The organism is Terrisporobacter petrolearius (genome assembly GCF_020748185.1).
In the GTDB taxonomy this organism is placed as follows: Bacteria; Bacillota; Clostridia; order Peptostreptococcales; family Peptostreptococcaceae; genus Terrisporobacter; species Terrisporobacter petrolearius.
The window spans coordinates 88179-110303 of record NZ_JAHZMO010000002.1 but is presented as its reverse complement, the minus strand read 5'-3'; the positions used below and the strand labels follow the sequence as shown (position 1 = coordinate 110303).

19 protein-coding genes are annotated in these 22125 nt (G+C 27.0%); 12 read left to right on the top strand and 7 right to left on the bottom strand.

The features are described 5' to 3' along the window. Positions 1 to 116 precede the first annotated feature (116 nt). The gene (locus K0040_RS01890; protein ID WP_228107281.1) at positions 117 to 839 is read right to left on the bottom strand and encodes a helix-turn-helix domain-containing protein; all 723 of its coding nucleotides are present in this window, start codon (positions 837 to 839) and stop codon (positions 117 to 119) included. A gap of 276 nt (positions 840 to 1115) precedes the next feature. Between K0040_RS01890 and K0040_RS01885 the strand changes: the two genes are divergently transcribed. From K0040_RS01885 to dhaK, 5 genes are all read left to right on the top strand, one after another. Beyond that, a complete protein-coding gene (locus K0040_RS01885) occupies positions 1116 to 3101 on the top strand; it encodes a GTP-binding protein (RefSeq protein ID WP_228107280.1) in 1986 nt (661 codons plus the stop codon). Between the two features lie 14 nt (positions 3102 to 3115). Continuing rightward, positions 3116 to 3895, top strand: coding sequence for a M48 family metallopeptidase (locus tag K0040_RS01880; RefSeq protein ID WP_228107279.1), 780 nt, complete (start codon positions 3116 to 3118; stop codon positions 3893 to 3895). A gap of 51 nt (positions 3896 to 3946) precedes the next feature. After that, on the top strand, positions 3947 to 4969 hold the full coding sequence (locus K0040_RS01875; RefSeq protein WP_228107278.1) for a PocR ligand-binding domain-containing protein: 1023 nt from the start codon (positions 3947 to 3949) through the stop codon (positions 4967 to 4969). Positions 4970 to 5359: 390 nt separating this feature from the next. After that, positions 5360 to 6490 (top strand): glycerol dehydrogenase, encoded by a 1131-nt coding sequence (locus tag K0040_RS01870; protein WP_228107277.1) that lies wholly within the window; start codon positions 5360 to 5362, stop codon positions 6488 to 6490. 106 nt (positions 6491 to 6596) lie between these two features. Further along, positions 6597 to 8348 (top strand): dihydroxyacetone kinase subunit DhaK, encoded by a 1752-nt coding sequence (gene dhaK / locus K0040_RS01865; protein WP_228107276.1) that lies wholly within the window; start codon positions 6597 to 6599, stop codon positions 8346 to 8348. A gap of 75 nt (positions 8349 to 8423) precedes the next feature. Here dhaK and K0040_RS01860 read toward each other — a convergent pair whose 3' ends face one another. After that, positions 8424 to 9197 (bottom strand): sulfite exporter TauE/SafE family protein, encoded by a 774-nt coding sequence (locus tag K0040_RS01860; protein WP_228107275.1) that lies wholly within the window; start codon positions 9195 to 9197, stop codon positions 8424 to 8426. 236 nt (positions 9198 to 9433) lie between these two features. Between K0040_RS01860 and K0040_RS01855 the strand changes: the two genes are divergently transcribed. After that, the gene (locus K0040_RS01855; RefSeq protein WP_228107274.1) at positions 9434 to 10144 is read left to right on the top strand and encodes an ABC transporter ATP-binding protein; all 711 of its coding nucleotides are present in this window, start codon (positions 9434 to 9436) and stop codon (positions 10142 to 10144) included. Then, the gene (locus tag K0040_RS01850) at positions 10137 to 11732 is read left to right on the top strand and encodes a putative ABC transporter permease subunit (protein WP_228107273.1); all 1596 of its coding nucleotides are present in this window, start codon (positions 10137 to 10139) and stop codon (positions 11730 to 11732) included. Before K0040_RS01855 ends, K0040_RS01850 begins: the two co-directional genes overlap by 8 nt. A gap of 45 nt (positions 11733 to 11777) precedes the next feature. Here the strand turns inward: K0040_RS01850 and K0040_RS01845 are convergent, their stop codons facing one another. Next, a complete protein-coding gene (locus K0040_RS01845; RefSeq protein ID WP_228107272.1) occupies positions 11778 to 12881 on the bottom strand; it encodes a DUF1648 domain-containing protein in 1104 nt (367 codons plus the stop codon). Next, positions 12874 to 13263, bottom strand: a complete 390-nt coding sequence (locus tag K0040_RS01840; RefSeq protein ID WP_228107271.1) for a GntR family transcriptional regulator — start codon at positions 13261 to 13263, stop codon at positions 12874 to 12876. The genes K0040_RS01845 and K0040_RS01840 overlap by 8 nt, the downstream gene beginning before the upstream one ends. A 454-nt stretch (positions 13264 to 13717) precedes the next feature. Here K0040_RS01840 and abc-f point away from each other — a divergent pair, with 454 nt between their 5' ends. Beyond that, positions 13718 to 15256, top strand: a complete 1539-nt coding sequence (abc-f, locus tag K0040_RS01835; RefSeq protein WP_331476262.1) for a ribosomal protection-like ABC-F family protein — start codon at positions 13718 to 13720, stop codon at positions 15254 to 15256. A 105-nt stretch (positions 15257 to 15361) separates the two neighbouring features. On the opposite strand, the gene K0040_RS01830 is transcribed toward abc-f, so the two are convergent. The 3 genes from K0040_RS01830 to K0040_RS01820 form a co-directional block, all read right to left on the bottom strand. Continuing rightward, positions 15362 to 16108, bottom strand: coding sequence for a DUF6873 family GME fold protein (locus tag K0040_RS01830; protein WP_228107270.1), 747 nt, complete (start codon positions 16106 to 16108; stop codon positions 15362 to 15364). A gap of 102 nt (positions 16109 to 16210) precedes the next feature. Further along, the gene (locus tag K0040_RS01825) at positions 16211 to 16621 is read right to left on the bottom strand and encodes a hypothetical protein (RefSeq protein WP_228107269.1); all 411 of its coding nucleotides are present in this window, start codon (positions 16619 to 16621) and stop codon (positions 16211 to 16213) included. A gap of 104 nt (positions 16622 to 16725) precedes the next feature. After that, on the bottom strand, positions 16726 to 17769 hold the full coding sequence (locus K0040_RS01820; protein WP_228107268.1) for a hypothetical protein: 1044 nt from the start codon (positions 17767 to 17769) through the stop codon (positions 16726 to 16728). A gap of 197 nt (positions 17770 to 17966) precedes the next feature. Between K0040_RS01820 and K0040_RS01815 the strand changes: the two genes are divergently transcribed. From K0040_RS01815 to K0040_RS01800, 4 genes are all read left to right on the top strand, one after another. Next, positions 17967 to 18737 carry an arginase family protein gene (locus tag K0040_RS01815; RefSeq protein WP_228107267.1) on the top strand — a complete coding sequence of 257 codons (771 nt, stop codon included), beginning with the start codon at positions 17967 to 17969 and terminating at the stop codon, positions 18735 to 18737. A gap of 148 nt (positions 18738 to 18885) precedes the next feature. Continuing rightward, positions 18886 to 20910 carry an NEAT domain-containing protein gene (locus tag K0040_RS01810; protein ID WP_228107266.1) on the top strand — a complete coding sequence of 675 codons (2025 nt, stop codon included), beginning with the start codon at positions 18886 to 18888 and terminating at the stop codon, positions 20908 to 20910. Between the two features lie 10 nt (positions 20911 to 20920). Continuing rightward, a complete protein-coding gene (locus K0040_RS01805) occupies positions 20921 to 21547 on the top strand; it encodes an NEAT domain-containing protein (protein WP_228107265.1) in 627 nt (208 codons plus the stop codon). After that, entirely contained in the window at positions 21544 to 22107 is a 564-nt protein-coding gene (locus K0040_RS01800) for a class D sortase (RefSeq protein ID WP_228107264.1), read from the top strand. Before K0040_RS01805 ends, K0040_RS01800 begins: the two co-directional genes overlap by 4 nt. Positions 22108 to 22125: the final 18 nt, after the last annotated feature.

Genomic DNA, 22125 nt, shown 5'->3' with positions numbered 1-22125 from the left:
CACCTACCTTTATATGAAACTATTTAAAGACGTTGATAGATCAACGTCTTTAAGTTTAAAATATTATTGTATGCAATTAAAAGGGAATATTTATAGATTATATTCTAGAGATAATGCTAATATACTTGATTTTTAAGAGAAACAATAGCTTTTCTATAAGCTGAAGGAGTTTGATTTGTTATTTTTTTAAAAACAATTGTATAATAGTTTTGATTTGTAAACCCAACTTCTAAAGCAACTTCTAATAAAGATAGTTTAGGATCTTCAAGTAACTTTTTACTTTTTTCAACTCTAAAATAATTTAAAAAGTTAGAAAAGGTTTGGCTTGTGGACTTTTTAAATAAGTTACAAAAATATGACTTATTTATATTTAATTTTTCACATAAATCATCTATGGATATATCCTCATTGTAATACTTATGTATATAATGTATTGCCTTTCTAACATATATATTATATGAACGACTGTTAACATCATAAATAAGATTGTTTTCAATTATTTTGCATAGCATACACTCTATATATTCAAAACAAGTAGCTGGCTTATAGCAAACTAACTTATTAGAAGGATTTGTTGATATGGGACCTAGGATAAACAAAACATTACAAGCATCTGTAATAATATATTGAATTTCATTATCAATAGATAGAGTGTAAATATCTTTATTACTATTCATTTCATTTAATATAAAGTCATTTATTTTATTTTTTGGGTACAGCTGATCTAAATAATCATTGTATCCAAATTTATAGATTTCATTATATTCTTTAGATATTGCTTTAATAGGTATATTACAGCAATTATAAAATGTTTCTGAGATATAATTTATATTTAACATCTTATTTTACTCCTTAAATTATAGTATAAATTTAATGCCAATATATTAATAAATAAAAAATACGGACATGATAGAATACTATTTTCAATTATAATTAATTCACAAATGAGAATGGCTATCATATATAATATTAAATAAAAATAATAAATTTGTCAATGAAAACAGGTAGTAAAGGACTAAGTTAATATGCTAGTCATTTATATTACTAATCTATTTTACTAATGATAATGCAATATGATAAGATAAGTTTATATATTATAAAAAATGAGGTGTAAGATGAATAAAATAATTGGTATTTTAGCTCATGTTGATAGTGGGAAAACTACTTTATGTGAGCAAATACTTTATCATACAAATTCCATAAGAAAAAGAGGAAGGGTAGATCATAAAGATTCATACTTTGATAATAATCATATAGAAAGACAAAGAGGTATTACTGTATTTTCAAAGGAAGGCTACTTTAACTACAAAGACTCAAATTACTATTTAATAGACACTCCAGGACACGTGGATTTTAGTCCTGAAATGGAGAGAAGTTTGAAAATGCTAGATTATGCTATTTTAATAGTAAGTGGTGTGGAAAAAGTTCAGTCTCATAGTGAAACTATATTTAACTATTTAAGAGAACATAATATTCCAACTATTATTTTTGTAAATAAAATGGATAGAGATATATCTTATAAAGATGAGATAAATATAAGTTTAAAAGAAAACTTATCTAAGGACATTTTTGATTTTACAAAAGAACTAAATAATAAAATGAGTGAAGAATTAATAGAATTTATTGCAGAAAAAGATGAAGAATTATTAGAAAGATTTTTAGATGAAAAATATGATTATGATTTATGGTTTGAAAAAATCAAATCTTTATTTAATAGTTGTAATATTTATCCTTGTGTATTTGGTTCAGCTTTATTTGATGAAAATGTAGACAATCTTTTAGAAATATTGGATCGTTTAAGTGTAACAAATTATGATGAAAACAAAAATTTTATTGGAAAAGTATATAAAATAAAAAGTGAAGAAAACAAACAAAGATTAACATATATAAAAGTTATGTCAGGTAAGTTGAAAATTAAAGATGAACTATGTTACATGGGTCAAAAGCATATATTAAGAGAAAAAGTAAATGAAATAAGAATTTATAAGGGCGATAAATTTATAAATAGAGATGAAGCTTATGCTGGAGAAATAGTAGCTATAAAAGGGCTAAGCCAAACTTATCCTTCTAATTTTATAGTATTAAGTAAAGAAGAGGATAAACTTTCTAAGCTAAACACTGAAGATAATAACTTTATAGTGCCAACACTTAGTACAAAAGTATTATTTGATGAAAAGATAAATATTAAAGATGTTTACTCATGTTTTAAAATTTTAGGAGAAGAAGAAATTTCACTAAATCCCATATATAGTGAAGAGCTTAAAGAAATTAAGATAAATATAATGGGCAAAATCCAATTGGAAGTATTAAAAGAAATAGTTTTACAACGATTTAATTTAAATGTGGATTTTGGTCCTTGTGAAATTTTATATAAAGAAACTATAAAGGATACAGCCATAGGTATAGGTCACTTTGAACCACTAAGACATTATGCAGAAGTTGTGCTAAAAATTGAACCAGGTGAAAGAAATAGTGGCATAAGCTTTGAAAGTTTAGCTCATGTGGATAATATTACAGTTGGTCATCAAAATTTAGTAAAAACTCATATATTTGAAAGAAGTCATAGAGGTATACTTGGTGGATATGAAGTTACAGATGTAAAAATAACTCTTTTAACTGGAAAAGAACACAACAAGCATACTGAAGGTGGAGATTTTAGGCAGGCCACCTTTAGAGCTTTAAGACAAGGACTAGAACAAGTGAAAAACATATTGCTAGAGCCTTATTATAAATTTAAAATAGAAATAGACAATGATTATTTGGGAAGCGTAATTTCAGATATTCAAAAAATGAGTGGAAGTTTTGATATTAAAGATTCTAGTAATAATAAGTCAGTAATAAGTGGAAGAGGTCCTGTAAGTGAGTTTATGAATTATCCATTAGAGCTAATATCCTTTACTAAGGGAAGAGGGCGAATTACTTTTAATTATGATGGATATAATCAATGCCATAATAGTGAAGATGTTTTAGAAAAAAGAAATTACGATAAAAATAGTGATATGCTTTATACGTCTAATTCTATATTTTGTTCAAAAGGACAAGGTTATATTGTGAAAGGTGAAGATGTGAAAAATCACATGCACTGTGAAATAAATATATAGCTTGGGAGAGAAAAATGATAAAAAGATATGAAGTACTTTTAGATAATAAAAATAACTCTATTAGTTTTTTATATAAAGAAGAAAATATAGGAGTTAAAGTTGAATATAGAAAAAGAAAAAATATTTCAATTAGGATAATTCCAAAAAATACTATAGAAATAATTAGTCCAAGATCTGTATCTATTTTATTTTTAAAAAAAGTACTTGAGGAAAAATCATCTTGGATAATGAAGACTTTAGATAAATTTGAAAATGTGGATGAAAGTTTTAAGGAAAGAAAATATGTAAATGATGAGGTTTTTTATTACTTAGGAGAGGAATACAAACTAAAAATAGTTGAAGATAAAAATACTCAAAATAATAAAAAAAATTATTGTCATATAGATATAAAGGAGAAAAATTTAATTATTACTACTAATAATAATGAAGGTGAGTATATTAAAAAGGAACTTAAAAAGTGGTACAAAATAGAAAGTGAAAAAATAGTTTTAAAAAGACTTGAAGAATTAAAAATTGAAAAGCCAATGATGAATAAGCTAGTCCCTAACATAATTAAAATTAAAGAACAAAAGAAAAGATGGGGAAGTTGTACATCTAAAAAAACTATTTATATTAATTCAAGAATTTCCATGGCAAAAGTTCATGTAATAGATTATATTATTGTTCACGAATTTTCACACTTGGCTCATATGAATCACTCAAAGGATTTTTATAATCTTGTAGAAGAAATATTACCTGATTTTAGGAAAAGTGAAAAGTGGCTTAAAGAAAATTCATACAAACTTACATTGTAATTTTCATTTTTGTAATAAATCAATAATCGTACTATAGAGGAGGGTTACAGATTGAAAAAAGAGAAAATAAATTTGGACAAAGTAATAGATTTTAAAAAATGGCAAACTCTTCAAGATAATTTATCTTTAGTCACAAACATGGCTATTATAACAGTTGATTATAAGGGAAATCCCATAAGCAAACATAGTAAATGTTCTAGGTTTTGCGAATCTGTAAGAAATCATCCTCAAATGGTGAAATATTGTCAAAAATGTGACTCAAGAGGTGGGCTAGAAGCGGTTAGATCAAATGAACCTTATATTTACTTGTGCCACTACAATATAGTAGATGTGGCAGTGCCTATAATTATTGATGGTAGATATATGGGGGCAATAATGGCAGGGCAAGTTAAATTAAGTGATAATTCTACTAAAGATATGGAAAAAATAGTAGATACTTCTAACGACTCAGTATCAGGTCAAGTTTTGGAGAAATTTAAAAAATATTATGAACAGCTACCTTTACTTACTTATGAAGAAGTGAAAAATATAGCTAATATGTTGTCTTCTCTTTGTAATTACTTAGTGGAGGAAGCATTAGATAAAAATTTGATTTTGGAAATGTACAAAAAATCCATAGGTAACAATAAAGAAATAGATGAAGATTTTTTCCAAGGTTATAGTGTAGATAATATTGAGAAGTTAAAAAAAGGAATATCTAATGCTATGATTGATGCTTATGTTTCACAGTATGAATGTGATAAAAAGGTTAGTTCAACTTTAAAGCCAGCAATTGATTATATATACAAAAATAAAAGTGAAAATATTACTGTTGCAAGTATGGCGAAAGTTTGTCATATAAGCCAAAGTTATTTTAGTAGACTATTTTCAAAGGAAATGGGAGATAGTTTTTCTAATTATATATCAAAATTGAAAATAAATTGGGCTAAAGAACTTTTGGAAGAAAGTGATATGAGTGTAAGTCAAGTAAGTGATGAACTTGGATTTAATGAACCTGGTTATTTTATTAAGATTTTTAAAAAATATGAAGGAGTAACACCTTCTGTTTATAGAAAATATTATAAAAACATGTAAAAATAAAGGATTTCACAGTGAATTTTATATGTAAGTTTCATTTATAAATAAAAGATTAACAATTTAATGAGAATATTAAGAAAGCTATAAATAGAAAAGAGTTCAGTTCTTTTCTATTTATAGCTTTTTTTTAGTAAGAATTTGCTTAAACAAGAGGGGAAATCAAGTTTTTTTTTACGAAGAGCAATAAATTTTTATGTCTAAAAATATGGTTAAGTACTTAACGAAAAGTAGAAATAATACAATTTTATTATTTTAGTTAATAAAATTACGATTATAAATTGTAATTTTATGACATGTAAGCCTCATGATTAAAAAGGAAAACGATATTATAATTAAAATATAAAATTTCAACAAAATAAAACTAAAATAGATGGGAGTAATTAAAAGATGAGAAAAGCATTAATATGTCCAACAAAATATGTTCAAGGTGAAGATGAATTATTAAATTTAGGTTATTTCGTGAAAACTTTCGGAAAATCAGCTCTACTTATAGCGCATCCAGATGATGTAAATCGTGTAAAAGAGAAACTAGATAAAACTTGTGAGAAGTTTAATATTACTTTTGTGGAAAGTGGATTTACAGGAGAGTGCTCAAGACAAGAAGTAGCAAGATTACAAGAAGTAGCAAGAGAAAATAACTGTGATTGTACAATAGGACTTGGTGGAGGTAAAGCAATAGATACTGCAAAATGTGTGGCTGAAGGTGAAGCTTTAATAATAGTTCCAACAATAGCAGCAACAGATGCACCTACTAGTCATTCAGCAGTACTATACACTCCAGATGGATCTTTTGATGATTATGCATATTTTAAACAAAGTCCAAGTGTTGTATTAATAGACACAACTGTAATAGCTAAAGCACCTACTAGATTTTTAGTATCTGGAATGGGTGATGCCTTATCAACTTATTTTGAAGCTAGAGCAACAAGAGCATCATACTCAAATGTAAATGCTGGTCTTCCTTGTGGAGCAAGAGAAAACTTAACATCTCCAGCAAAAGGTACTAATACTGCTTTTGCCCTTGCAAAATTATGTTACGAAACTTTACTTGCTGATGGACCTAAGGCGAAAGTATCTTGTGATTGCAATTTAGTTACTCCAGCCCTTGAAAATATAATAGAAACAAATATCCTTTTATCAGGACTTGGTTTTGAAAGTGGAGGACTTGCAGCAGCCCACGCTATACATGACGGTCTTACTATATTAGAAGGAACACATAAGTATTTCCATGGTGAAAAAGTTGCTTTTGGTACTTTAGCTCAGTTAGTACTAGAAAATGCATCTGAAGAAGAAATAAATCAAGTATTAGACTTCTGTGTGGAAGTAGGTTTACCAGTTTGTTTAGAAGATATAGGGGTAAATGAAATAAGTGAAGAAGAGTTAATGGAAGTTGCAGCAAAATCTTGTATACCAGAAGAATCAGTACATTCTATGCCATTCCCTATAAGCGTAGAAGCTGTGGCAGCTGCAATTATAACTGCTGATAGACTTGGAAAAAACTATAAAAATAATAAATAGGATATAAAAAATAAATCATAAATATAAGTACTTTATAAAACAGGTACTTATATTTATGCAGTTTATAGTAGTTTAAATTTAAAATATAGCTTATGAGGTGGAATAGATGAAAAAAATCATAAATAAACCAGAAAATGTTGTTATGGAAATGTGTAACGGAATAGCCTTAGCTCACCCTGAGTTAGAGTTTGTAAAAAAGTATAAAATAATAAAGAAAAAAGAAATAAATAAAAATAAGGTAAGCTTAATAAGTGGTGGAGGTAGTGGCCACGAGCCAGCTCATGCAGGTTTTATAGGAAAAGGAATGCTAGATGCAGCCATATGTGGAGACGTATTTGCTTCCCCTTCTCAAATTCAAGTTTATCAAGGAATAAAAGCTACTGCCAGTGAAAAAGGAACTTTACTTATAATAAAAAACTACAGTGGAGATATGATGAATTTCAAAAATGCTGCTCATTTAGCAAGCGAAGATAAAATAACTGTAGATTATGTAAAAGTAGATGACGATATAGCAGTTGAAGATAGCTTATATACAGTAGGAAGACGTGGAGTTGCAGGAACTGTCTTTGTTCATAAAATTGCAGGTGCAGCAGCAGAAAAAGGTATGTCACTAGAAGAAGTAAAAACTGTAGCACAAAAGGCAGCTGACAATGTTAGAAGTTTAGGTTTTGGACTGACTTCTTGTACAGTGCCAGCAAAAGGAACTCCAACATTTGAAATAGCAAAAGACGAGATGGAATTTGGTGTGGGTATACATGGTGAGCCAGGTATAAAAAGAGAAAAAATTACTACAGCAGATGATCTAGCTAGAAGAATTGTGTATGCCTTATCAAATGATATGCAGTTAAATGAAAATAATGAAATCGCCTTATTAATAAATGGATTTGGGGGAACACCTTTACAAGAATTATATTTATTTAATAACTCTGTTACAGGTGAATTATCAAAGAAAAATATAAAAATAAACAGAACTTTTGTAGGAAATTACATGACAAGTATAGATATGGCAGGAGCATCTGTGTCTATAATGAAGCTTGATGAAGAGCTAAAAGAATTATTATCATGTGAAAGTGATACACCTGCATTTAAAGTTAGTGGACCAGTTGACAATGTTGAGTATTCTACTTTAGACGTAAATGAAGAACTTGCACTTACATCTTTTGAAGTTGAATCAAAAGAAGAAATGGCACATGTAGTTGATGAAAAAATAACACTAGATAATATGATATATATAGTGGACAAAATGAGTGAAGTAATAATAGAAAATGAAGTTCCATTTTGCGAACTAGACTCTTTTGCAGGTGACGGAGATTTTGGTATGAGTGTTGCAAAAGGATTTAAACAATTAAAAAGAGAGTGGAAGGAAATATTATCACAGGATAATTTAACTATAAATAAATTCCTAGATGACTGTTCTATGGTTATAATGGAGCATTGTGGAGGAGCGTCAGGTCCTATATGGGGATCTGCTTTTAGGGCAGCTTCTAGAGAAGTAGGTAATAAACAAGAGCTAAATATAGAAGATTTTGCAAATATGATTCAAGCGTCAGTTAAAGGAATTCAAGCTACAGGTGAGAGATCATTTGGACGTGGTGCAGTTGTTGGCGATAAGACTCTTATAGATGCCTTAGCTCCTTGTGCAGATACTTGGACTAAAAGTGTAAAAGAAAATCATACTTTTAAAAAAGCCTTTGAGCTTGGCGCAAAAGCTGCGGTAGATGGTGCCAAATCTACAGAAAAAATAGTAGCACGTATGGGACGTGCAGGAACAGTTGGTGAGAGAAGTTTAGGTCATCCAGATGCAGGAGCATATGGACTAGGCGTGATTTTTACAGAAGTATCTAATTGCATAAAGTAGTAAAATAAATAAAAGAGTATTAAAATAATAATTTTAATACTCTTTTTAGATGAGAAAAATTTACCTATAGTATTTTTATATTGTCTCCATAAGAAGCTTTATAAAAAATATGGATAATACTACAATCATAAGGGGTTTTACAACTTTAACTCCCTTATCTGAAAATAGATTAGTGCCAATATAATTTCCTGCAATTCCAAAGAAACCTGCAACAAGGCCTAGGCCAAACATTACTTTCCCATTTAAAAGAAAGACGCATAAACTAGTTATATTAGTGGTTAAATTAATAACTTTAGTAATTCCAGCAGACTCATTTAAAGTCATATGAGCAAGACTAGTTAAAGCTATCATTAAAAAAGTTCCAGTACCAGGTCCATAAAACCCATCATAAAAACCTATAAACAAAGCTACATTTATAGCTATAATCAAAATTTTCTTATATGAAAAATCATATTCATCATTGCATTGTTTTTTATTTCTCTCTAAACTTTTATTAAAAATAACATATAAACCTGTTATAGGTAAAATAACAAGCATAATTAACTTGAAAATTTTATCATCAATCAACAAGGCTGTTTTTGCGCCCATAATAGACCCAATTAAGGCACAAATAGCACAGTATATGGCTGTTTTTAAATTAATATATCCCTTTTTTGCAAACCTATATGTGGCTAGGGAAGTTCCCATGGCTGAACTTAATTTATTTGTTCCAATTGCCATATGAACAGGTAAACCAGACATCATATAAGCAGGAAGTGAAATAAACCCACCACCCCCAGCAATTGAATCAACAAATCCACCAAGAAAGACAAGGGGACAAACGATTAGATAAATAGTAAGTGACTCCAATATGTATTCCTCCAATTAGTAATTTACTTTTGTATTTAATTATAATTATAGTTTATATATTTGTGAATAGAAAGTAGAGCATTTAATGTTATATACAAAACATAAAATTAGAAACATTGAATTATGATTTATTGTAATAAAAAAACTATTATAAAAATGTTGCGCAAATATACTATCTGTTATATATTATATATAACAGATAGTAAAACTATAAAATATATAAAGAGGGAGATAAAATGTTAAAAATAATAAATTTAACTAAGTCATATAAAAATAAAAAGGCCATAGATAATATATCTATGGAAGTTAAAGAAGGAGAAATATTTGGATTTATAGGTCATAATGGAGCAGGTAAAACAACTACAATAAAATCCATAGTTGGAATACACAACTTTGAAGAAGGAGATGTATTAATAAATTCAAAATCCATAAAAAAATATCCAATAGAATGTAAAAAAGAGATAGCCTATATTCCTGATAATCCAGATTTGTATGAAAGTCTTACTGGAATAGGATATTTAAACTTTATTGCAGATATATTTAAAGTAGAAAAAAAAGAAAGGGAAGAAAAAATAAAATACTACGCAAAAGAATTTGAAATAGATAAGGCTTTAGGAGATTTAATTTCATCTTATTCCCATGGAATGAAACAAAAGTTAGCTATTATATCAGCATTAATACACAGTCCCAAGATATTAATATTAGATGAACCTTTTGTAGGATTAGATCCGAAAGCAGCATTTACTTTAAAAGTAATTATGAAGGAATTTTGTAAACATGGTGGTTGTATATTTTTCTCTACACATGTATTAGAAGTAGCAGAAAAAATATGTGATAAAATTGCCATAATAAAAGATGGAAAATTAGTAACTTGTGGAGAAACTGAGAAAGTTAAAGGTGATAAATCCCTTGAAAATATATTTATGGAGATGATTGATAATGAGTAATTTAGCTTTGTTAATGAAAAATAATTTAATAAACGAAAGTGGAATTAATAAATTAAAATATGTTGATAAAAAAGAAAAATCAAAAGGTTTTGCAATGGCCTTATTAATAATTTTTACTATAATCATATTATCAATTTATGGGTTTATACTATGTTTTTATTTATCTGATTTTTTAATAAAAATAAACCAAATGGAACTACTTCTTATATTAGGGATTGTGGGATGTACTATTACAACATTCTTCACTTCCCTTTATAAGTCACCATCATATCTTTTCCAAAGTAAAGATTATGAGATATTATCAAGCTTGCCAATAAAAGAGAGAACAATTTTAAGTAGTAAAATATTAACACTTATTATAAGTAATTATTTATTTGCAGCAGCATTTTTAATAGTACCAGGAATTGTATATTTTATTAAAGTTGAAACTACTGTATTATATTTCCCATTTTTAATAATTTTAACTTTAGTAGCGCCATTAATACCAATTACGTTTTCTTATATAGTGGCATTTTTTATTACTAATATTTCAACAAAGACTAAAAAAAGTAACTTAGTGTCAATTATATTAAACTTATCATTAGTAGTAATTGTATTAATTTTATCTTTTAATTTACAAAATGTAATGACAACTATTATACAAAATAGTACTTCTATTATAGATGGAACGAAAAAATTATATCCATTAGCATATTATTTTGTAGATGCACTAAAAATGGGAAATATAGCCTCACTATTAATATTTACCCTAGTTTCTATTATTCCAACAATTGTACTTGTGTTTTTATTTGCAAAGAATTTTAATCAAATCAATAGTAAATTAAGTGAAACTTATAAAACTAATGATTACAAATTTAAAGAATTAAAGTTATCTGCTCCTGTAAGATCATTACTTAATAAAGAAACAAAGAGATTTTTCTCATCAAATATTTATGTTATGAATTCATCTATTGGTATGATAATGTTACCTATTTTTACAATAGCAATATTATTTGTTGGATACGACAAAATAGCTCAAATATTAGAAATAAATATGTTTAAGGATATGATATTACTTCAAGTATTAGGAATTACATTATTTTGCTTAATGCTTACTAATACAACATGTGTATCTATTTCCTTGGAGGGAAAAAATTTATGGATATTAAAATCTTCTCCCATTGAAGAAATGGATATTTTTAAAAGTAAAATTCTATTAAACTTAATTTTGACTATACCTATATCTCTTGTTTCATTCATTGCCTTATCTTTCAAATTGGAGTTTCCCATAATAGCCACTTTACTCATAATAGTTGCTATTATATTACTTTCAATATTTAGTGCAACATTAGGAATAATAATAAATTTATTATATCCCAAACTTGAATTCACAAGTGATGTGGCAGTTGTAAAAAGAGGAGCAAGTGTAATAATTACTATGATTTCAGATGTATTATACTTGGCGGTTCTTTGTGGTATAGGATATATATTTAAAATAGATGATATTAATATATTCTTAGTTATAGGAAATATAATAACATTTATAGGAGTTTTCTTATTATATGGATTATTAAAAACTAAAGGTGTTAGCATGTTTAGAAACCTGTAATAAAAATGGAGTATTGTAAATTTATTTTACATTACTCCATTTTTATTACATATTAAATGCTATAAAAAGCACAAATATTATTATTATAAAAGGAGAAATAAATAATATTTTTCCCTTAGTATTTCCTATATTTACAGTCCATCCCACACCAAATCTTTTTTGTACAAATAAAGAAGGATCATTAGGATTATTATAAAAAGTACCTAATAACCAGTTATTATCATCATCATCTACTGAATAAACAGCAGATTTTGATTTACTAGGTGATTTATAATATAAATAGGTTTGGTAAATTGCAGCTAGAATTAGTGATATTGTACAAGTCCACATGACAAAAACATTAACTCTACTTGCATTAGCAGTAGCAATCAATATAGTAATAAATAAAACCTGACAAGATAAATTTAGGACGAAAAAAGTAAGTGCAAATTTCTTTAAGTAATTTAAATGAAGTTTTTTACTTTTTGCAATATCATCAATATTTAATTTACCTCTAGTTTTTAGAGAGTATATAGAACTAATACAAATAATTATTCCAATTCCAACACTCATAATTATGGGTCCTAGAACAGATGTAGGGGATTTTTGTGAAAAAGCATCAGGTGCACCAGTTATACCCCAATGAGTAGGTATAATATCAGGCATAGAATTATATTGTGTAAGAGTATAAATTCCCATTAGCACAGTAACAATTACAGGAATTATAAATAATATGGAATACTTTTTTATAATTCTATTTTTTTCATTAATAAAATCCGTGTCTAATACTAGACGAGTTTTTTCTAATTCTAAATCCGTTATTTCTATTGATAATTCTTTTTTCAAAGCTTTTACCCTATTATGGATATAGACAAATACACCAAATTGATATAAACAAAAGGCTAATATGGGAAATATAGATGAAAACTCATAAGCTTTAAATACATAAATACATACTAATGTAATTATTGCAAATGCAATAAATCCTATGGTAACTAGAAATTTAAACTTCTTGTCTAAGGCTTTAAATTCATCCTTAGTAAAATAATCACTATTCAAACTAACACCATAGAATTGTCTTTTTCCGCTTAAAGCTTGAGTAAAATATATCATAATATACAATAAAAATAATGTTGGAACATTTATAATAACTGCCATGGTACTATTCATAATTTTTCACCTCATAATCGTCAAAGAATTTATTACTAAAATCTATAAATTCCTCTTTGGATATACCTAAAAGGTAACTCTGGGCAGTCAAAAGTTCAAGCATAGATTTTATTTTTTGTGTATTATCATCTTTTTTAGGTAATGGCAATGTATTTACCACAGCACCTTTTCTTCTATCAATATTAATATATCCTTCATCTTTAAGTAGATTATAAGATTTATTTACTGTATGAAGGTTTACACCAATTTCTTCAGCCATATTTCTAACAGAAGGTAGAGATTCATTGATGGTTAAATCTCCACGGGCAATTGACTTTATTATTTCTTCTTTAATCTGTGTATATATGGGAACATCACTGTTAAAATCCAAATTTAATATCATTTTATCACTCCAGACTATAATATATTTGTTCTATATATTATATAACATAAAATAAATATATTACAACTAAATTCAAAATAAAATTTGACTATTTACTATTATGGAGATATAATGATTACATTAAATATGGGAGGTGATCAGGTAAAGTGAGAAAATAATCTTATTCAAAATAGATAGTTTAATAGGTTTTTTAGAGTGTTTACAAATACTCTGTTTATTGAGCCTAAAACTACTTTAAATTGAGGATAAGATTAATGTAAATACTCTAATTACCTGAAACACAAGCTAAAAATAGCTTTATTTCTGTGCGTAAATACTTAGAATAATTATGTCTTTCTTGATTTAAGGTAGAAAAATACTTAAATTTGAGGAAGATTTTTTTATGTAATCATATATGAATGAATTTTCCTTTTGATAGGAGATGATTGTCATAGCACAAATAAATATTAATAATTTGAGTTTTCAATATGATACACATGGAGAAGATATATTCAAAAATGTATCATTTAGTATAGATACTGATTGGAAGCTGGGTTTAATTGGTAGAAACGGTAGAGGTAAAACAACTTTTTTAAAACTTTTAATGGGAGAATATGAATATAGTGGAATAATTAGTAGCACAGTCAAGTTTGAATACTTTCCAATTAAAGGGGGTAACAAAAATGATACGGCCTTGGAAGTTGTAAGAAATTCTATAGCCCCCTTTTCTAAATACGAAGAAGATATGGAGAAATATTGTAATTTACCTGATAAGCTAAATATTTACGGAGAAATTTTAGAAAAATATATATATAATGATGGATATGTAATAAATGAATTAATTGAAAAAGAAGTGAACTTAATCGGCTTAGATAAAAATATACTTACTAGAAACTTTGCTACACTAAGCTCAGGTGAGCAGACAAAGTTACTTCTAGTAGGCTTGTTTTTAAGAAAAAATCATTTTTTATTAATAGATGAGCCAACAAACCATTTAGATGTGGATGGAAGAGAAATTGTGGCAAAGTACTTAGCAAGTAAAAAAGGATTTATAGTAATATCTCATGATAGAGCTTTTTTAGATATAGTAGTTGATCATATACTTTCTATTAACAAAGCAAATATAGAAATACAAAAGGGAAACTTTTCAACTTATCATTTTAATAAAGATAGAGAAGATGAGTTTGAAAAAGCTCAAAATGAAAAACTACAAAAGGATATACAAAGATTACAAAAGACAGCAAAACAAAAATCAAATTGGTCTTATGAAATTGAATCAAAAAAGAAGGGAAATGGACCTTGTGATAGAGGTTTTATAGGACATAAATCAGCAAAAATGATGAAAAGAGCTAAGTGTATAGAAACAAGGCAAAATAAAGCTATAGAGGAAAAATCAAAACTACTAAAAAATTTAGATGTGGCTGAAAAGTTGGACTTATCAAAATCAAAGTCATCAAATATAGATGTATTAGAAGTTCATAACTTAAAAGTTAACTATGGTGAAAAGGACATATTTAAAAATGTAAGTTTTAATATAAAACCTGGGGAAAGAGTTTGGTTATGTGGCAAGAATGGATCTGGAAAATCAAGTATTATTAAACTAATAATGGGTGAAAATATTTCTCATGATGGATATATGAAAACAGTAAAGAATATATCCTATATTTGTCAAGATACATCTCATTTAAAAGGTAATCTAAATGATTTTGCAAAATCCTTGAATATAGATGTAGAGTCAATTAAAAGGACTTTAGTAAAATTGGGTCTTAATAATGTTCAATTTGAAAAAGATATTAATAAGTGGAGTGAGGGACAAAAGAAAAAACTACTTATAAGCAAAAGCTTATGTGAAAAAGCAGAGTTATATATTTGGGATGAGCCACTAAACTTTATAGATGTTATTTCTCGTATGCAAATAGAAGATTTAATACTTAGTGAAAATCCAACTATGCTATTTGTAGAACATGATATTTCCTTTGGAGAAAAAATAGCAACAAAGATAGTTAATATATAAATTATAAGTCAAAAAGGCATATTTTATTAAATATGCCTTTTTATTTACTGATATATTGCAATATTCTTTTCCCTTGAAAAAACTTCTAGATTAAAGTAAACTTATTTAAAGCAAAGGAATTAAAGAACCTAAATCAGTAAGTTTTTCTTCCTTAAGAGAAAGTATTTTTTTATTTCGTCCATAAACAAAGCTTTTGATCTCTTTAAAGTTTGGATGGTTTTCTATGTTTCCAAAGAAAGCAAGGGTGTCATTACTTATTAATCCACTACATCCTCCAATAAAACCATAGTTTAGCTCAAACAAATCTATATGGCCCTTATCAATCAATAGGCAATCAATATTATGTTTAATAACTTCTTTATAAATTCCCTCATCAGAAGTGATAATTGAATTTTCGTCAACTATACATGTGGAACACTTACAATATCCTTGTTTCACATTAATTTTCTCCATGTTATTTTTCTTTATATAATCAAGTAGGATACTATCTGTATATTTAAAATTATGTATTACTTTATTTCCTAATATAACAAGGTTATATGGAATATTATTAGGATATTTACTATCTATAGGTAAGCTGCCTTTAATTACATTAAAACCTAGAGGAGTTAAAATTTCATAGTAATAATCATAAACATTTGGAGCTACTAAGATATTATTATCATTTAACTTAACAACACATATATCAGGATGACAACTTATGGCATTATAAGTTTCCTTACATTTTACACTTTTAATTACATTTATATTAAGTTTATTTAGATTATTAATAATATCTTCATCTGCTCTATTATCAATTAATGCTAAACTTATTTTCTTATTTGGAATAAATGATGATTTTATAAACTTCATTATGAATTCTCCTTGATTTTTTTCTAATTATAATATAAAACAAATAAAAAAAATAATCCATTAAATATTTAATGGATTATCTAAAATTTAAACTATGTAGCTTTATTTATACATTTTATCTTCATTATCTAAAATTTTGTCAGCATCTATTTTTTTGTCAATAGCAGTTTTTATAGCATCTTCAATTGTTTTCCCACAAGCCATTAGACTTGTTGTATTATAATTGATTTTATCTAGTGTGCCAAAGCAAAATCTACACCCAGACGTAAAGCAAAGAAGAGTGAAGTGGCCATCGTATTTTTCTTTTGATATATAATCTGCTACAGCTAATGCATGACTTAAGTCCATATTATCCATATTACTTACAAATTTAATATCATTTTTTGAAACTATACTTTTTTCTTTTTTATCATCTAGTTTTATTAATACTTCTACTTGGTTTAGTTCTTTTATAAAAACGCCTTTTAATATATTGTCATCGTTTTTATATAATACTCTATCTCCAAAATTCATAATAACACCCCCCTATAAATATTATAGTTGAAAATTATATAAAATACATAAATCATAAAAAGAAATAAAAAAAACTATGCATATAAAAATGCATAGTTTTTTTATTATTTGAATTCAACGTTATTGTTTTGTAATGTAGTTTTAAATCCTTTTAAGAAAGATTTATATCCTTCTTCTTTGTTTTTACCAAGAGGATTATCATTTTCTAAAGCATCGTATATTTCTCTACAATAGCTTGATGATGATGTAGAAACGCTTTGGCCTATATATTCTATAGCAGCATTAACTCCCGCATCATATATTTGACTTTTTACAGCTTCTGATAATTCTAAGTATTCAGGATAAGTATCATCTGAATCATCCTTGTTAGAAGAATTATTGTTGTTATTATTGTTGTTATTAGTGTTATTACTGTTGTTATTATTATTGTTATTGCTGTTGTTATTATTATTATCAACAATTGGTTTATTTGTTTCTGGTTTTGCAACATCTTCAGTTGTGCCATTTGTAGATTCATCACTGCTTGAAGGCTTTTCAATTGAAGTTATTATTTTAGAAATAAATGAATCATTATAAGCATTTTTATAAATATTTGCAATAGTATATTCTTTTATTGTTGTCATCTTAACTTCATTTTCAAAATCATCATCTTTTGAATTAGAAGAAGTTGATAATTGATCTTTATAGTATATGTAAAAATCGTTAATGTCGTAGTATTTCTTAGTAGCATTTAAAGTAGCTTTATAAAGTCTAGTCGAAATCTCATGCATTCCATTACTATCTAAAGTAACGTCTTGAGAATTGCCACTTTGCTTACCATATTTTTCGAAACATGATTTGACAACATCAAGACTTCCGTCTTGTGAACTAGAATAAGATTTTAATAGCTCTACTAATTCTTCTTTATCCTCCTTAGAAGTGATTTCTTTTACAATAGTTTCAAACTCCTTTTGTAAATATTCATCAGAATAGTTTTCTGTTGAATAAAAGGCATCTTTATAAGTTTTTGCGCTGTACTCAACACTTCCATCTAAAGCTGTAGTATCTTCAGTCATTACAAATTCCTCATCTTTAGGTTTATTACATCCAACTAAAAAAGCTAATGGAAGGCTTAGAGCAATTATAAGACTAATTATTTTTTTATTCATTTTTCTCTCCTTTTATTTAAACAAAGAATTTAATAATAAATATTTAAAAATTTATTATAAATGATATTCTATCATATTTTGTCAATTTAGAATACTATTTGTAGGAATAATTAAGAAAAACTATGGTAAATACATGTATAAAATGTAATAGAATTAAGTTAGGGAGAAAAATTTATGAACAAAGGGGGAAAGTATTTATGGAAGAAATATGTATATTAAATTTCAATAATACTTATAAAAATCAAGATTTTTACAAAAATAAAAATTACGAAATAGTTGATTTAAGTGATTTAAAAAATGTTAGTAGATATTGTGACGAAAAGTCTTTAGAATTGATACGGAAAAGGCTTAGTAAATTTTATGATTCAAAGATAAAGTTTACTGATTCTGGTAATTATCACTATGTGACATATTTATTATTGGAAAAAATTAAGCAACCATTTATTTTAGTTTTATTTGATCACCATACAGATATGCAACCTTCATTTTTTAAGGAGCTAATGTCTTGTGGTTGTTGGGTGAAAAAGGTGTTGGATGAAAATAAATATATCCAAAGAGTTATAATTATTGGAGCAAGGGAAAAACAAATTAATTTAATTGAAGAAAAATATAGAGATAAAATAATTTGTTTTAGTGATGAGTTTATTGAAGAAAAGCATAACTGGGAGGCCTTCTCTCAAAAATATATTGATTTTCCCATATATATTTCTATTGATAAAGATATTATAAATCCTAAAGAAGCAAAAACTGATTGGGATCAAGGAAATCTTACATTAAATGAATTAAAGGAAATTTATATGGGCATATGCAAAGAACATGAAATAATAGGAATTGATATTTGTGGTGATTCCTCTCATGATAATAAACTATTACTTAACAATTACAATAAAGTAAATAACAAAAGTAATAAAGAGATACTACATATAATAGAAGAAGAGTTTACAAATGAATTAGAAGTAAACATATAGATAAAGGGCTAAATATATTGAATTATTAATATATTTAGCTTTTTTTCGTATATATATTAATAAAATTGAGAATGGTTATCTATTGACAATAATTCTCAATAATGATAGACTTATATTACAAAAATGATTCAGGGAGAGAGGAAATACTATGATAAGAAAAAATCAATTAGTAAAAAATACAGCAATAGCTTTAGCAATAATATCGGTATTTGGGAGTAGTATAACGCCAGTGAGTGCTGCACAGATAATGAAAAATTCAACATCAATTACTCAATATGTAGAAGGAATATACGATATAAATGCAAAATTAATAAAAGATACTTCGGATGAAGACTCTATGGCCAATGGATATTTAGAATCTACTAAGATACAAATCTCTAATAATAAGATATATATGATAATGAAATTTACTAGTGGAAGCTTGTTAAAGGAATTAAATCCTAGTGTAAATGGAGAGGCAGTTAAAGGGACTATAACTACAGATAGTTCAGATGATACTAAAACTGTAAAGTTTGAAATAAATTCTTTAAATGACAATGTAACATTAGGTATAAAAATAAATCCTTTTGGAAGTTTTGTGGTAGATGCACATTGTAGGGTAAAAGTAGAAAAAGCGGAAATACCTACACAACCAACAACTTCAAAAGAAGAGGATGATGCAGTTACTTCACCAACGCCAGAAGTTCCAGATAAAGAGGATAAGGAAGATGTAAAAGATAATGAAAAAAGTCTAGAAACTGTACTAAAACATGAAACACAAGATAAAGATTCATCAGCAAATAGATATTTAGAATCAAGTAAATTAAAAGTAGTAGATAATAAAAAATACATGGTAATTAATTTTAATAGTGGTAATATGTTTACAGCGATGAAAGCTTCAGTAAATGGAAAAAAAGTTGAAACAAAATTTGAATATGATGAAAAAAGTGATATAGCAACAGTGGAATTTGAAATATCTTCCATAGAAGATGAAATTTTATTAACTTTTACATATAACACACCAATAGGGAGTATGACGCATTCAGCTAGAATTCAATCTAAAATAGCAGGATCAGAAGACAAAGGAGAAACAGCTCCACCAAGTAATAATGAAGAAGATAAAGAGGATAATAATAGTTCAGGTTCAAATAACGGTTCAGGAAGTGGATCAAACAATGGATCAGGAAATGGGGCAAATAATAATTCGGGGAATGGGTCTAATTCAAACTCGTCCAATTCAAGCAATACATATAAAAATGGATATTATCAATTAAAAAACATTCTTCACTGTGATAATGCAGTAGGATATCAAATGGTAAGAAACTTATTAAGTCAAACTACTAATATGGAAGTAAAAAATGGAAAAACATATGTAACTTTAAGAATGTCATCATATAGTTTAATGGGTGATATTACTATGAAGGTTAATAATAAAACAGCTAAGTTCACTAAAAAACTAATAAATAATGATACTGTTGAGTTCACAGTAGAAGTTCCAAATCTAAATGCAAAAATAACAATGGGTATGTTTGTAACAGCAATGAATAAAACCGTAGACTTTGGAGTATCTTTTGATAAAAGCACAGTTAAGTTTATAAGTTCAAATGAAGAGCCAACAATTCCAGGTTCCAATGATGGAAGCACAAATAATAGTGGGAATAACAACTCATCATCAAATAACTCAAATAGTGGTTCAAATAACACAGTAGTAGAAAACAACACTATAAAAGGTAAATTATATACTATAAAAAATGAAATAGTATCAGATAGTGCAACTGGTAGAGAAATGGCAAGAAAATACTTAAACTCTACTACAAAAATAGAAGAAATAGATGGGAAAATGTATGCAACTTTAACATTTACAGGTGTTGATTTAATGAGTAATCATAAAATTTACGTAAATGGAAGTTTAGTAAATTATACTGTAGCTACTAGTGACTCGAATTCAAAATCTATAAGATTTGCAATACCTGATATAAATGCAGATATAAAAGTTCAAGTTTACATAATTCCAATGAACTCCACAGTAACATTTGGAGTGAAATTATTAGAAGATACATTAACACTTGTAAAAGATTTTGATGTGAAAAGTGGTACTCTTCCACAAACAGGTAGTGCTTTTGGTAGTGAAATATTATTAGGGCTTGGTGGATTATTAACTGCAAGTGGAGCACTACTTAGAAGAAGAAAGTAGGACAAAATAAATGAAAAAAATTAAGAATATATTTATTGTGGCCATATTTTCATTAATTATGAGTGCTCAAGTTTTAGTGGCAAGTGCAGCTGAGCTTAATGAGTTAGAAAGTGGAATTTATGAAATAAGTAATGACGTTTACCATGAACAAGAAATTGGTATGAATATGGCTAGACAATACTTAGATGAAAATATGACATTAGAAAAAAATGAAGGCAAATGGTATTATGCAATAAAATTCAGCGGCACTAATTATATGAAAAACCATAGGATATATCTAAATGATAAAGAGATTGAGACTGAAGTAATAAATGAAAATACAGATAAAAACACAGTAGAATTTAAATTTGAAACAGACTCTATAACTCCTAATTTAAACACTAAAATATATGTGGATGCAATGGAAAGAGATGTGGAGTTTGACATAATTCCTAAAGAAGATACTTTAAAATTAGTAAAAGCTATTGAAGAGCCAAAAGAAGAAGTTAAAGCAGAAAGTATAAAAAATGAAAATAAAGAAAAAACAAAAGAAGTAAGTGAAAATACTTCAAATAAAACAATTGTTGTGGGTGTTGGAGTAGTATTAGCAGTAATGATTATAGTATTAGTTTTAAGAAAATTAAAAAATAGTTTATGAAAAATAAAATTTCGAAACTTTTAATTTCTATGGGCCTATTAATTATAATAGGCTCTTTAACTCTAACTGCTTACTCCAAATACATTGATAAAAAAGCTTTAACTTCTTTTGAAAAAAAAATAGAAAGCCAACAAAGTGAAAATAAAAAAGTAAAACCTAAACTAAATTCTGGAGATGAAATTGGAATTATAGAAATAGAATCTGTAAATTTGAAAAATGTAATAGTAGAGTCCACAGACAAAGAATATTTAAATCATCATGTAACTCATTTTGAGGAAAGTGCAATGCCAGGGGAAGATGGTAATTTTGCACTAGCTGGTCATAGTAGTACCTATTATTACAATCAAGTATTTAACGAAGTTCACAAGGTTAAAGTAGGAGACAAAATAAAAATAACAACAATAGATGATGAATTTATTTATACAATAACCCAAACAAGAGTTGTTGAGTCAGATGAAGTAGATGTGCTAGATCAAGATATGACTAAGAAAGAAATTACATTAGTAACTTGTACTAGTGGTGGGATACAAAGGTTTATAGTAAAAGGCGTAATTAAATAGAAGAAATTATTGTTATGA

What these genes read in the sequence shown, in the direction of transcription:
- K0040_RS01890 (WP_228107281.1), bottom strand. Translation starts at nt 839, where the DNA reads ATGTTAAATATAAATTATATCTCAGAAACATTTTATAATTGCTGTAAT.
- K0040_RS01885 (WP_228107280.1), top strand. Translation starts at nt 1,116, where the DNA reads ATGAATAAAATAATTGGTATTTTAGCTCATGTTGATAGTGGGAAAACT.
- K0040_RS01880 (WP_228107279.1), top strand. Translation starts at nt 3,116, where the DNA reads ATGATAAAAAGATATGAAGTACTTTTAGATAATAAAAATAACTCTATT.
- K0040_RS01870 (WP_228107277.1), top strand. Translation starts at nt 5,360, where the DNA reads ATGAGAAAAGCATTAATATGTCCAACAAAATATGTTCAAGGTGAAGAT.
- dhaK (WP_228107276.1), top strand. Translation starts at nt 6,597, where the DNA reads ATGAAAAAAATCATAAATAAACCAGAAAATGTTGTTATGGAAATGTGT.
- K0040_RS01855 (WP_228107274.1), top strand. Translation starts at nt 9,434, where the DNA reads ATGTTAAAAATAATAAATTTAACTAAGTCATATAAAAATAAAAAGGCC.
- K0040_RS01850 (WP_228107273.1), top strand. Translation starts at nt 10,137, where the DNA reads ATGAGTAATTTAGCTTTGTTAATGAAAAATAATTTAATAAACGAAAGT.
- K0040_RS01845 (WP_228107272.1), bottom strand. Translation starts at nt 12,881, where the DNA reads ATGAATAGTACCATGGCAGTTATTATAAATGTTCCAACATTATTTTTA.
- K0040_RS01840 (WP_228107271.1), bottom strand. Translation starts at nt 13,263, where the DNA reads ATGATATTAAATTTGGATTTTAACAGTGATGTTCCCATATATACACAG.
- K0040_RS01830 (WP_228107270.1), bottom strand. Translation starts at nt 16,108, where the DNA reads ATGAAGTTTATAAAATCATCATTTATTCCAAATAAGAAAATAAGTTTA.
- K0040_RS01825 (WP_228107269.1), bottom strand. Translation starts at nt 16,621, where the DNA reads ATGAATTTTGGAGATAGAGTATTATATAAAAACGATGACAATATATTA.
- K0040_RS01820 (WP_228107268.1), bottom strand. Translation starts at nt 17,769, where the DNA reads ATGAATAAAAAAATAATTAGTCTTATAATTGCTCTAAGCCTTCCATTA.
- K0040_RS01815 (WP_228107267.1), top strand. Translation starts at nt 17,967, where the DNA reads ATGGAAGAAATATGTATATTAAATTTCAATAATACTTATAAAAATCAA.
- K0040_RS01810 (WP_228107266.1), top strand. Translation starts at nt 18,886, where the DNA reads ATGATAAGAAAAAATCAATTAGTAAAAAATACAGCAATAGCTTTAGCA.
- K0040_RS01805 (WP_228107265.1), top strand. Translation starts at nt 20,921, where the DNA reads ATGAAAAAAATTAAGAATATATTTATTGTGGCCATATTTTCATTAATT.
- K0040_RS01800 (WP_228107264.1), top strand. Translation starts at nt 21,544, where the DNA reads ATGAAAAATAAAATTTCGAAACTTTTAATTTCTATGGGCCTATTAATT.